We start from the raw sequence: 13920 nt of genomic DNA, 5'->3' as shown, positions 1-13920 counted from the left end.
TGTTTATTAATTGTTAGTATTTCAAAGATACATTTTCATATTTTTAATCTATGTCAAAGATATGAGCCCCGATAGAAACGAAAATCCTTTTGTGCGGGGGTTCCGCACAAAAGATTGTAGTGGATAGCGGGAAATAGCTCCTAAAAATCTATTAAATAAATAAAGAGGATGAGATTGCTTCGTTCCTCGCAATGACAATTAACAATGAAAAAAATATTACTTACTGCTTTAATCGCATTTGGTTTTAGCTATTTACATGCACAGTCAGCATCTAAAAGTCCGTTTATATTTTCCGGATATGTAGATGTTTATTATAGTTATGATTTCGGGAAACCGGAAAATCATACACGTCCAGACTTTTTTTATAATTATAACCGGAGCAATGAAGTGAACCTGAATTTGGGTTTGGCGAAAGTGAACTATTCTAAAGAAAATATTCGTGGAAATTTTGCCCTGATGGCTGGAACTTATGCGCAATATAATATGTCGGCTGAGCAGGATTTATTGAAAAATATTTATGAGGCGAACGTTGGTGTGAAGATTTCGCAAAAACATGATTTATGGATTGATGCGGGAATTATGCCTTCGCATATTGGTTTTGAAAGTGCGATTGGAAAAGACTGCGCGAATTTAACCCGAAGTATTCTGGCTGAGAATTCACCTTATTATGAAGCTGGTTTAAAAATTGGTTACACTTCTGATTCTGGAAAATGGTATTTAGCAGCACTGTATTTAAACGGCTGGCAGCGAATTCAGAAAGTGGACGGGAATCAAACTCCTGCTTTTGGAACGCAGGTTACGTACAAACCTACAGACAAGGTAGTTTTGAATTGGAGCACATACGCAGGAAATGAACAACCTGATATTGACAAAAAATGGCGTTACTTCAATAATTTCTACGGACAATTTAAAGTAACAGACAAAACGAATGTAACGGCAGGTTTTGATATTGGTTCGCAACAATCTGCTAAAAATAGTAACAAATATGACCCTTGGTTTTCGCCTGTTTTGATTCTGCAATACAAACCGACGGATAAAATTCAGTTGGCAGCACGAGGTGAATATTACAGCGATGAAAAAGGTGTGATTATCGCCACAGAAACACCAAACGGATTCAAAACTTACGGATTTTCAGCTAACTTTGATTACTTGCTTACTGATAATGTTATGTTTAGAGTTGAAGCGAGAAACCTGTCAGGCAAAGATGAAATTTTTACAAAAAATAATCTCCCAACAAACTCGAATACATTTCTAACGTCTTATTTGGCTGTTAGTTTTTAAAAAATATTTCACGCAGATTCTACAGATTAGAGCAGATTTAATTGATTTTTTATTAAATAACCTGCGAACATCTGCTTAAATCTTTTTAAAATCTGCGTGAAACAAAAAACTTTGCGCCTTAGCGTCTTTACGAGATTTTACTCTCGCAGATTAAGCGGATCTTGCAGATTTTTAAATTAAAAAACTTAGTGTCTTAGAGCCTTCGTGGCAAAGCATATGAAAGAGGAAAAAGAAAATAACAACGCACAGCATTTTCTGGATTTGATCCAGAAATCCCGAAAAGGAAAATTTAAAATCTACATTGGGATGAGCGCCGGTGTGGGCAAGACTTTCCGTATGCTTCAGGAAGCGCATTCGTTATTGAAAAACGGAATCGATGTGAAAATCGGCTACATCGAAACGCATATGCGAAAGGAAACACATGAGTTATTGTCTGGCCTGCCTGTTATTCCGCGGAGGACTATTTTTTATAAAGGAAAAGAACTCGAAGAACTCGATGTTCAGGCTATCATCAACCTTAGACCAGAAGTGGTTATCGTTGATGAACTGGCGCATACAAATGTTGAGGGAAGCAAAAATGAAAAACGCTGGCAGGATGTTCTGGAGATTCTGGAAGCCGGAATTAATGTGATTTCGGCAGTTAATATTCAGCATATAGAAAGTCTGAATGAAGATGTAAAAAGAATTACGGGAATTGATGTTCAGGAAAGAATTCCGGATAATGTTTTGTGTCTGGCCGATGAAGTGGTGAATATCGATTTAACTTCAGAAGATTTGATTGCACGTCTGAAAGAAGGTAAAATATATACACCGGATAAAATTCAGACAGCTTTGCAAAACTTTTTCAAGTCAGAACAAATTCTGCAGCTTCGTGAATTAGCATTAAAAGAGGTGGCAAGCCAGGTGGTTCGAAAAGTAGAAAATGAAGTTCCGAATCTGCAAGCTTTACGACATGAAAAATTATTGGCTTGTATCAGCAGTAACGATAAAACGGCTAAAATTGTGATTCGGAAAGCAGCGCGTCTGGCAAGTTATTATAACGGAATCTGGTATGTTTTGTATGTCGAAACACCTTCGGAAAGCACAACAAGAATTGCACTTGATAAACAAAGATATTTAATTAATAACTTTAAACTCGCAGTGCAGTTGGGAGCCGAAGTTATTAAGGTAGAAAATTCGAATATTGCCAATGCGATTTTGGCAACCGTAGAAAAAAAACAAATTACAACTGTCTGCATTGGAAAACCGCATTTGAATTTATTTAAAGTAATTTTGTCTACAACAATTTTCAGGCGTCTGCTAAACAAATTGTCTTTATCAAACGTTGATCTTGTTATTTTGTCTTGAAAGTTTTTAAACCATATAAGTGATATAAGTTCATTTAAATTAGAGAACACTGAAGTTTAACCGCAAAGACCGCAAGGGTTTACGCAAATTTCGCTAAAGTCTTTTGCTCGCAATCGCAAGGCTGCAAAGTTTTTTAATTTAATCTTTGCATGCATTGCGAAATCTTAGCGCCTTTGCGGTTAAAAAAACAAAACTTAAATTTCCTTATATCACTTACATGGTTCAAAAAAATTAAATGTTTTTATAAAATGAGAATTAAAACCAAATTAAATCTGGGTGTTGGATTGTTATTTTTGATGATCATCATTCTCTCGTTAGTGAGTGCTTATTCTGTTTTTTTGATTAAGCAGGACACCGAGAATATCCTGAAATCGAATTACAATACGCTGGAATATTCACGAAATATGATTTTTGCTCTGGACGGAATGAAACCAGGTTCAAAAAAAACGATTCAGAATTTCGAGGAAAATCTCGAAAAGCAAACCCGAAATATTACAGAGCCAGGCGAAAAACAAGTGACTGAAAAACTGAAAACAAATTTTACTCTTTTAGCTAATAATAATTCTGATGAAAGTCTAAAAGCACAAGTTCGTCAGGACCTTTTTGCGATTATGAAACTGAATCTGGATGCCATTAAACAAAAAAGCGATATCGCCAAAAAAACGGCTGAAACATCCAATTTTTCGATTGCAATAGTGGGAACGTTATGCTTTTTGATTGCATTTAATTTATTGGTCAATCTCCCAAATAATATTGCAAATCCGATTAAAGAATTAACGTTGAGTATTAAGGAAATCGCCAATAAAAACTATTCAGAGCGTGTTCATTTTACGAGTCACAGCGAATTTGGAGATCTTGCAAGGTCGTTTAATACGATGGCGCAAAAACTGGAAGAATATCACGACAGCAATGTTTATAAACTTCTTTTTGAGAAAAAAAGACTGGAAACGCTCATCAATAATATGAACGATCCGATTATTGGTTTGGATCATGAAGGAATTATTTTATTTGCCAATGATGAAGCGCTGAAAATTATTGGTTTGAAATCGGAAGATATAATTGGGAAACGGGCATCTGAATTAGCGGTTTCTAATGATTTAATACGTTCTTTAATTCTGAAAGAAAGTGAAACAACTAAAAAACAGCCTCTTAAAATTTTTGCGCACGCAAAGGAAAGTTATTTCGAAAAAGAAATCCACAATATCACAATAACGCCAACAGGTGAAGAAAAAGAAATCAATATCGGCGATGTGATTATCCTTAGAAATATTACGCTTTTTAAAGAATTGGATTTTGCCAAAACCAATTTTATTGCTACAGTCTCACACGAATTAAAAACACCGATTGCCTCTATAAAATTAAGTCTTCAATTGCTTGAAAATGCCAAAACAGGCAATATGAACAACGACCAGAAACAATTGGTAGAAAGTATTAAAGAGGATAGTCAGCGTTTGTTGAAAATTACGGGCGAATTACTCAATTTATCGCAATTGGAAACTGGAAATATTCAACTAAATATTGGTAAAAGCAATCCGTATGAAATTGTAAAATTTGCAGTAGAAGCCATAAAAGTCCAGGCAGATCAAAAACAGATTCAGTTAATTGTTGATACTGCTGAAAATCTCAAAAGCGTAAAAGCCGATGCCGAAAAAACAGGCTGGGTTTTGATTAATTATTTATCGAATGCGATTCGGTATTCGTCTGAAAAAAGCACGATTCTCATTAAATTAAAAGAAGAAAATAATGAGATGGTTTTTCAGGTTATTGATACCGGAAAAGGAATTGAACCGAGGTACAAAGACAAAGTTTTCGATAAATATTTCCAGATTCCGGGAAGTCAGAAATCGGGAACAGGATTAGGTTTAGCAATCAGCAAAGAATTTATTGAAGCTCAGAATGGCAGCGTAGGCGTTGAGAGTAATTTAGGATTGGGAAGTACGTTTTGGTTTACATTGAAAGTTTTGCATTGAAGCAAAAAAAATGCCCTGCTAAAAAACGAGGCATTTCATCTTCACTTATTCTGAATTTTTACTCTTTTGGCTTAGTCAAATAATAAATCGGAATACCAATTAGCATAATTAAAATCCCCCAGCCACAGGTTGAGAATTTTGTAATTAATAAGGTAACACTTATTGCAGATGCTAAGACAATATACAAAAGAGGTAAAAATGGATATCCAAAAGCCTTGTAAGGTCTTTCCGCATCAGGCATTTTTTTGCGTAATATAAAAATCCCATAAATAGTAAGAATGTAAAAAATCAAAACGATAATAATTACAAAATCCAGTAAAGCACCGTATTTTCCTGTAAGACACAAAACAGAAGCCCAGATACATTGTGACCATAAAGCCCATGAAGGCACACTAAACTCATTAAGTACCGCTGCTTTTTTAAAAAACAAACCATCTTTTGCCATGGTGTAATAAACTCTGGCACCCGCCATAATTAATCCGTTGTTGCAGGCAAAAGTCGAAATCATAATCATTAGGGCAATAACCAGAGTTCCAATCTCACCAAAGATATATTGAGCAGCCACCACCGCTACCCTGTCTGATTTTGCTGTTGCAATTTCATTGATTGGAACCACTGCCAGATACATCAAATTTGTCAGCACATAAATAATCGTAACAATAAAAGTTCCTAAAAATAAACTTAAACCTACATTACGTTTAGGATTTTTAATTTCTCCGGCTATAAAAGTTACGCCAGCCCAGGCATCACTTGAGAACAAAGATCCAACCATTGCTGCCGAAATACCTGTTATCAAAGCCTTTCCGCTAATTGGTATCCAAGAAGCATTATCGGCATTATAAGAATGTGGAGTCCAGGCCGCAGTCCAGTTGGCATCCCATACAGATGCTTTTGCCGCAAGTGTTAATCCAAAAACGATTAAACCAAGCAAGGATAATATCTTGATTATAGTTAAAACGGTCTGAAGCGTCTTTCCGTTTTTCACGCCACGGCTGTTTATATAGGTTAAGAGAACAATGGTAAGGATCGATACAATCTGGGCAGCATTCAGCTTAAAAGCGCCTAATTCATATAGCATATTCTCATCGCTCAGAGGTTCATAAAGATAGGCTGCAAATTTAGAGAAAGCTACTCCAACAGCAGCGATTGTTCCTGTTTGGATAACCGCAAAAAAGCTCCAGCCATACAAAAAAGCGATCAGTTTGTTGTACCCTTCTTTCAGATACACATACTGCCCTCCCGCTTTGGGAAACATTGCACTCAACTCTCCATAACTCACCGCGGCAATAATGGTAATTAGTCCGGAAATCAGCCAGATTAGTGTTAACCATCCGGCAGAACCAACCTGTCTGGCAATATCTGCACTTACAATAAATATTCCGGATCCAATCATAGATCCAACCACAAGCATGGTTCCGTCTAATAATCCGAGTTCTCTCTTAAAATTTTCCTGATTGTTTTCCTCCATTTTTTGGTTTTTGGCTGGTTAAAGATATACTTTTTTCTCAAATTTCATGATTAGAACAGATTTTAGATTGTGATTTTGGGCGTATCCCTTGGGGGCCGGGCTATTCACTTTATCTTTTATGGTGAACCCCACCATAAAAGGATGCCGTTACTATCCCTTACGCAAACCCGGTTTCATAACATCTCCGCATGAATATTGACATCATTTCAGACTCATGTTGGTAGTACTGTTTACTAATTCATGACAATTTAATCGATCAGATTGTGATTCAGCAATTACTAAAAAAATATTTTATGCTGTTCAGATAAGTATGTCCAATAATAGACAAGAAAGAATTGAATGGCTTACTAACAATAAAAAATCAGCACGTAATTATTATGGTGCATATCCAAATGCGAGTTGTGCATGATTATGAGTTTTTGGAAGAATTCACAAACTCAGTCAATAAAAAAAAGAGGTTCAGATTTACGTACCTACTCCAATTTTGATATTTCTGAAATTCCTTATATATGAAAATCAATACTTAATCGGCTTATTTAGCAAGCCGTTTTCAATTGAAGCTTTTAAAAACCGATTTTGACACTATTCTAAAACACGATTTACCTGAGAAAAGGCTCTTTCATAGTAAGGCTCTTTGGTTGAAGAAATGATTACTCCCCCATGAGTTGAGGAATGAACAAATTTAATTTCTTCATCGGCAACCTCTACAACCATTCCAACGTGATTGATTTGGCTTCTGCCGTTGGTTTTGAAAAAGATTAAATCCCCTTTTTGTGCTTCTTCCGGATTTATTTTTATACCAATCCGGGATTGCTCAATCGAACTCCTTGGCAGCTTAATATCAAAATTACCAAAAGTAGAATACATTAATCCTGAGCAGTCAAAACCTGCTTTTGTAGTGCCTCCTGAACGATAACGTGTACCTATGTTATCAGTAGCATTTAGAATCAGCTGATCCACTAACTCGGAATGATTGTTAACCCTTATTATCGCTGAATCTTTTTTAACTGATGCATTATCGGCAACCTGAACAGGCGGATTAGTTATATCTTTTGTTTCCTGAGTCTGTTTTGAAGCTTTTAGGGCTTCCGCTTTTTCTTTTGAAGTGAGGATCTTCAAAGTAAATCCAATTGGCAGCTTATTTTTAATTTCAGGATTCTGTTTTTCTAATTCAGCTACAGTGATTCCGAATTCTTTGGCAATGGCATATTTTGTTTCTTTTTGCATAACTTCCCGTAAGACTTCAACCATTGCTGTCTGGGTATTTTCTGATGATTGGTGTTTAACTGGATTCACAACCGAAGGAATAACTATATGCTGCCCTATTTTGAGTCCTTCTGTTTCTAATAAAGGATTTGCTTTCTTTAAATCTTCAACAGAAATTTTATATTTTTTGGATATCCCCCAAAGTGTTTCTTTTGCTAAGACCTCATGAGATTCCGGAGTATCCTGCTCAATAGTTTCATTAGATTTTATAGCGGAAGACTGTAAGTTGTTATTCGGAATTAATAAAACCGAATTCAACTTTAAGATTTTCGGTGCATCAGGATTGGAATTTGCTATATCATTGGGTTTTACTCCGTATTTCTTACCAATGCTGTAAAGGTTGTCACCTTTTGAAATGGTATGTTTGATATAATTATCCTGAGAAAAAGCACTTATGGAAAAAAGCAAAAATATAAAGACAAATCTGAAAATCATTATTTTGGGGAATTTTAATTTTCTATACTATTCCTTCTTATTTTAAACTCAAAAAAAGAAGTTTTATTACCAAAAAGGCGAATTTAACTTTTTAAAGTAAAAAATACACGTTTTTTAACACCAAATTTATTTCAAATTGTCACTCTCAAAACGTCTATAATGCTAACTTAAAGTTTTTGTGTGAGTTATAATTTTAATTCTAAATCAAAATTTTACAAAAACATAATACTGAAAAACCAGAGCCTTAGCCCGGATGGAAGCGGCATCCTTTTGTCCCGATAGTTATCGGGACAAAAGATACAGCGGAGCCGGACACGAGCGATCAATGTCATTAAGTTAAGGGATATTGTCGTCATTTCGAGTGTTTTCTTTAAAAATGCGATAGCTTTTTTTAAAGAAAATGTATCGAGAACCTTAGTATTAGAAAGCTTCTCGATACAATTTTTAATAATAAAGCTATCGCATTATGATTAAAAATCACTCGAAGTGACGTTAACTTAATGACATTGCACGAGCGATAGCGAACTGACGAAGTAAATAGCTACAAATAAAAAACGCCCTGTTTTCACAGAGCGTCCTGAATATATATAATTTTAAAATTAAGCTTTTCCTGCAGCAATTAAATTTAATGCAGATCCTGCAACAAACCAGCCAATCTGACCTTCATTGTAAGTATGATTTGCCAGAATGATATCTTTTGTACCATTATCGTGAACGAACTCCAGGGTTAATGGTTTTCCCGGAGCAAACTCAGTTAAATCAGTAAAATTGATTGTATCATTTTCCTGAATTTTATCGTAATCCGCTTCGTTTGCAAAAGTTAATCCTAAAAGACCCTGCTTTTTAAGATTGGTTTCGTGGATACGGGCAAAGGATTTAACCAATACCGCTTTAACACCAAGGAAACGAGGTTCCATGGCAGCATGCTCACGGGAAGAACCTTCTCCGTAATTGTGATCTCCCACAACAATAGACGGAACTCCGGCAGCTTTATAGGCTCTCGCAACCGCCGGTACAGCGTCGTATTGTCCTGTCAACTGATTCTTAACAGAGTTTGTTTTCTGGTTGAATGCATTCACGGCACCAATCAGCATATTATTTGAAATATTATCTAAATGTCCGCGGAAACGCAGCCAGGGACCTGCCATAGAAATGTGGTCTGTCGTACATTTTCCGAAGGCTTTGATTAATAATTTAGCACCTGTAATGTTTTTCCCATCCCATGCCTCAAACGGAGCTAATAGCTGCAAGCGTTCTGAATCAGGATTTACCACAACCTGAACACCTGAACCGTCTTCTGCCGGAGCCTGAAATCCGGGATCTTCAGCATAGAAACCTTTTTCCGGCAATTCATCTCCTGTTGGTTCATCCAGCATTACTTCTTGTCCTTCTTCGTTGATTAATTTATCTGTCAGTGGATTAAATCCTAAATCACCCGCAATAGCCAAAGCTGTTACCAATTCCGGAGAACCTACGAATGCCAAAGTATTTGGATTTCCATCGGCACGTTTTGAGAAGTTGCGGTTGAAAGAGTGAACAATTGTATTTCTTTCTTCTTTCTCAGCTCCTTCCCTGTCCCACATACCAATACATGGACCGCAGGCATTTGCAAAAACTGTTGCTCCAATTTTATTAAAAGTATCAATAAATCCGTCTCTTTCGATTGTAGAACGAACTACTTCTGATCCCGGAGTAATTGTAAATTCTGCTTTTGTTTTTAAGTTTTTCTCGGCGACCTGTCTTGCCAAAGAAGCTGCACGTGAAATATCTTCGTAAGATGAGTTGGTACAAGAACCAATTAAACCCACCTGTATTTGCAATGGCCAGTTGTTTTTGATTGCCTCTTCTTTCATTTTAGAAATTGGAGTCGCTAAGTCCGGAGTAAAAGGCCCATTTAAATGTGGCTCTAATTCAGATAAATTGATTTCGATAACCTGATCAAAATATTTTTCAGGATCAGCATAAACTTCCGGGTCTCCGGTTAGATAAGGAGCTATTTTATCTGCAGCATCAGCTACATCAGCTCTGTTGGTGGAGCGCAGGTAACGGCTCATAGAATCATCGTAACCAAAAGTTGACGTTGTAGCTCCAATTTCGGCTCCCATGTTACAAATAGTTCCTTTACCGGTACAGGACATAGCTGTTGCACCTTCACCAAAATATTCTACGATTGCTCCTGTTCCTCCTTTTACAGTCAGAATACCGGCAACTTTAAGGATTACATCTTTAGGAGCTGTCCAGCCTGATAATTTGCCTGTTAATTTTACTCCGATTAATTTAGGGAATTTCAGCTCCCAAGCCATTCCGGACATAACGTCGACAGCATCGGCGCCACCGACACCAATCGCTACCATTCCTAAACCTCCTGCATTTACAGTATGAGAATCCGTACCAATCATCATTCCACCCGGAAATGCATAATTTTCAAGAACTACCTGATGGATAATTCCGGCTCCGGGTTTCCAGAAACCAATTCCGTACTTATTAGAAACTGAAGAAAGGAAGTCAAAAACTTCATTACTTTGTGTTTTTGCTCTTGCCAAATCGGTCGCAGCATCTACTTTTGCCTGAATCAGGTGATCACAGTGTACTGTTGTAGGAACTGCTACTTTAGATTTACCGGCGTGCATAAACTGCAATAAGGCCATTTGTGCCGTTGCATCCTGACAAGCAACACGATCCGGTGCAAAATCTACATAATCAACTCCTCTTCCAAACGCTTTGGTCGGATTTCCGTCCCAAAGGTGATTGTACAAAATTTTCTCTGTTAAAGTAAGTGGACGACCAACAATCTGACGTGCTGCATCAACACGACCAGGCATGTTGTCATACACTTTTTTAATCATTTCTATATCAAAAGCCATAGTTCTATATTAATTATATTAGTGTAAATCAGCTTAAATTTAAGGATTTTATTATGGTTTATGCTAAAATAATTGTTAATACTATTATTTAAAACTATTCTATTTTTCTTGCACAGCAGTAAATTGAAAATCAATCTAATATAATTATTTAACCTTCTAAATTAAAATTTTGATTTAGCAAATCATGCAACAGCAATCCGGCAGAGATAGAAGCTTTGACCCGCAACGAGGAACGAATGAATACTATACTTGAATAGCACAATGCTTAGCATCCCAAAATATAAATAAAAAGAGGCAACCTATTACTAGATTGCCTCGCTTAATAATTATGAAATTCCTACTATTATAATTTAGTAGAGATTGGTTTGAATTTTGTTAAGTTGATACCTTCAACCGAAGCTTTATACTCTTCGATAGACGGCATTCTTCCTAAAATTGCAGAAAGTACAACTACTGGCGTTGATGCTAATAAAGATTCTCCTTTTTTGCCCTCTCTATCCTCCACTACACGTCCCTGGAACAAACGAGTTGAAGTAGCTAATACAGTATCTCCTTTTTCAGCTTTTTCCTGGTTACCCATACATAAGTTACAACCTGGACGCTCTAAATACATAATGTTTTCGTATTCTGTACGTGCTGTTGATTTTGGTAAGGCATCTGAAAATTCGAAACCTGAATATTTTTGTAACATTTCCCAATCACCTTCAGCTTTTAATTCGTCGATGATGTTATACGTAGGAGCTGCAACTACTAAAGGTGCATTGAATTTAACTTCCCCATTTTGTTTTTCAACATTACGTAACATTTGAGAAACAATTTTTAAATCGTCTTTATGAACCATGCAAGAACCTACGAAACCTAAATCTACTTTTTTATCCGTTCCATAGAAAGATAATTCACGAATGGTATCGTGTGTATAACGTTTAGAAACATCAACATTGTTAACGTCCGGGTCAGCAATCATTGGTTCCTCGATTAAACCTAAATCGATAACCACTTCAGCATAGTATTTTGCATTGTCATCTGGAGTTAAAGCTGGTTTAGCACCTGTTTTAATTTCCTCGATACGTTTGTTTGCTTTATCAATTAAACCTTGTAAAACCTGGTTTTTGTTGTCCATACCTTTATCAATCATGATTTGGATACGAGACTTAGCAATTTCTAACGATTGAATTAATGTTTCGTCCTGAGAAATACAGATTGAAGCTTTCGCTTTCATTTCAGCAGTCCAGTCAGTAAATGTAAACGCCTGGTCAGCTAATAAAGTTCCGATATGAACCTCAATAATACGACCCTGGAAAACGTTCTCACCATCAAATTGTTTCAACATTTGAGATTGGGTCGCATGAACTACATCACGGAAATCCATGTGTTGTTTCATCTCACCCTTAAAAGTAACTTTAACAGATTCCGGGATTGGCATAGAAGCCTCACCTGTTGCTAAAGCTAAAGCTACAGTTCCTGAATCGGCACCGAAAGCAACCCCTTTAGACATACGTGTGTGTGAATCTCCACCAATGATAATAGCCCACTCATCAATTGTAATATCATTTAAAACTTTGTGAATAACGTCCGTCATTGAATGATATTCACCTTTAGGATCTCTCGCTGTAATAACACCGAAATCATTCATGAACTTCATTAATTTAGGAATATTAGCCTGCGCTTTTTTGTCCCAAACTGAAGCTGTGTGACATCCTGACTGGTAAGCACCATCAACAAGTGGAGAAATAACTGTAGCAGCCATTGACTCTAATTCCTGAGCAGTCATCAAACCTGTAGTATCCTGAGAACCTACGATGTTGACTTTCACACGTACGTCTGATCCTGCATATAATGTTTTACCTGGTGTTACACCAACTGCATTTTTGTTGAAGATTTTTTCAACAGCAGTTAATCCCTGACCTTCTATAGAAACTTCTTTAGCTGGTGCAAATACTGTTGGAGCAGTAACTCCTAAAGCTTGTGCAGCAAATGTCTGGATTTTTTTACCAAAAACGATAGCATAAGATCCACCGGCTTTGATAAACTCTAATTTTTGAGGAGTGAAAGATTTAGAAATATCTTTTAATTCTTTCTCACCGTTGTATAATTTTTTAGTTTTTGTATTGATTGTTAATACAGTTCCTGTAGCTACAGAATAAACTTCTTCTAAAACAGGATCACCAGCTTCGTTACGAACTACGTTTCCTTCTGCATCTGTTTTCTTTACCCAGTTTTGTAAGTCGATACCGATACCGCCTGTTACGTCTACAGTAGTTAAGAAGATAGGAGAGATTCCGTTAGTACCCGCTACAATTGGAGCAATGTTCACGAAAGGAATGTATGGAGATGCTTGCTTACCAGTCCATAAAGCTACGTTGTTTACGCCTGACATACGGGAAGATCCAACTCCCATTGTTCCTTTTTCAGCAATTAACATAACAGCAGCGTCTGGATGCTGTGCCTGCAATGCTTTAATTTCTGCCTGAGCTTCAGGAGTGATCATACATTTTCCATGTAATTCACGGTCAGAACGAGAGTGTGCCTGATTACCCGGAGATAATAAATCAGTAGAGATATCACCTTCTGCAGCAATGTAAGTAACCACTTTAATTTCTTCAGCAACTTCTGGTAATTTAGTAAAAAATTCAGCTTTTGCATAGCTTTCTAAAATTTCTTTTGCAACTGTGTTACCAGCGCTGTAAGCTTCTGCTAGGCGAGCTGTATCAGCATCATATAAATAAACCTGAGTTTTTAAAACTTCAGCTGCCTGAGTAGCAATTGCAGCATCATTACCCAAAGCTAAATCAAGAAGGACTTCAATAGAAGGCCCTCCTTTCATATGTGACAATAATTCGAAAGCAAAAGCAGGTGTAATTTCTTTTACTTCAGATTCACCAAGAATGATTTCTTTTAAAAACTTAGCTTTCTCACCAGCAGCACTAGTGGTTCCAGGCAAAGTGTTGTAAATAAAAAACTTAAGAGAATCCTCTCTGTATTCATTATTTAAATCTTTAATTTGCGCAATGATTTCGCTTAGTAATTCAGCACCATCAATTGGCTTCGGATGAAGACCCTGGGCTTTTCTTTCTTCAATCTCTTGAATGTAATCCTTGTAAATATTCATAATAGAAGTCTTTATAAATAGGTATTTTTATTTTTTTGTACGCAAATTTAGGAATTAAAGCTGAGAATTAAAAAAAATATAATGGACGGAGCTTTTTCAAAAAATATTATTGAAAAAAAACAACTATTACCTTTAAATAATAGCGAAATATCAATTTTAAGTCAAAAAAATAAATTATCA

The 13920-nt window shown here is 36.3% G+C and carries 7 protein-coding genes; 3 read left to right on the top strand and 4 right to left on the bottom strand.

Features of this window, described 5'->3' with window-relative positions; genetic code table 11:
• Positions 1 to 204: 204 nt before the first annotated feature.
• The 3 genes from GXM17_RS17675 to GXM17_RS17665 all read left to right on the top strand — a co-directional run bounded on the left by GXM17_RS17675 (position 205) and on the right by GXM17_RS17665 (position 4598).
• Entirely contained in the window at positions 205 to 1281 is a 1077-nt protein-coding gene (locus GXM17_RS17675) for a porin (RefSeq protein ID WP_163400747.1), read from the top strand.
• Between the two features lie 216 nt (positions 1282 to 1497).
• On the top strand, positions 1498 to 2628 hold the full coding sequence (locus GXM17_RS17670) for a sensor protein KdpD (protein ID WP_163400745.1): 1131 nt from the start codon (positions 1498 to 1500) through the stop codon (positions 2626 to 2628).
• Between the two features lie 248 nt (positions 2629 to 2876).
• Positions 2877 to 4598, top strand: coding sequence for a sensor histidine kinase (locus GXM17_RS17665; protein ID WP_163400743.1), 1722 nt, complete (start codon positions 2877 to 2879; stop codon positions 4596 to 4598).
• 58 nt (positions 4599 to 4656) lie between these two features.
• Here GXM17_RS17665 and GXM17_RS17660 read toward each other — a convergent pair whose 3' ends face one another.
• The 4 genes from GXM17_RS17660 to GXM17_RS17645 form a co-directional block, all read right to left on the bottom strand.
• Complete coding sequence (locus GXM17_RS17660; RefSeq protein ID WP_163400741.1) at positions 4657 to 6066, bottom strand: APC family permease; 1410 nt, start codon at positions 6064 to 6066, stop codon at positions 4657 to 4659.
• A gap of 582 nt (positions 6067 to 6648) precedes the next feature.
• Positions 6649 to 7767: a peptidoglycan endopeptidase gene (locus GXM17_RS17655; protein WP_163400739.1), complete on the bottom strand. Its 1119-nt coding sequence runs from the start codon at positions 7765 to 7767 to the stop codon at positions 6649 to 6651.
• A gap of 599 nt (positions 7768 to 8366) precedes the next feature.
• Complete coding sequence (locus tag GXM17_RS17650) at positions 8367 to 10631, bottom strand: aconitate hydratase (RefSeq protein WP_163400737.1); 2265 nt, start codon at positions 10629 to 10631, stop codon at positions 8367 to 8369.
• Positions 10632 to 10974: 343 nt separating this feature from the next.
• Positions 10975 to 13740: a bifunctional aconitate hydratase 2/2-methylisocitrate dehydratase gene (locus GXM17_RS17645; RefSeq protein ID WP_163400735.1), complete on the bottom strand. Its 2766-nt coding sequence runs from the start codon at positions 13738 to 13740 to the stop codon at positions 10975 to 10977.
• Between the last annotated feature and the right edge of the window lie 180 nt (positions 13741 to 13920).

The organism is Flavobacterium fluviatile (genome assembly GCF_010645065.1).
Taxonomy (GTDB): domain Bacteria; phylum Bacteroidota; class Bacteroidia; order Flavobacteriales; family Flavobacteriaceae; genus Flavobacterium; species Flavobacterium fluviatile.
This window is presented reverse-complemented; position numbering and strand designations above follow the sequence as displayed.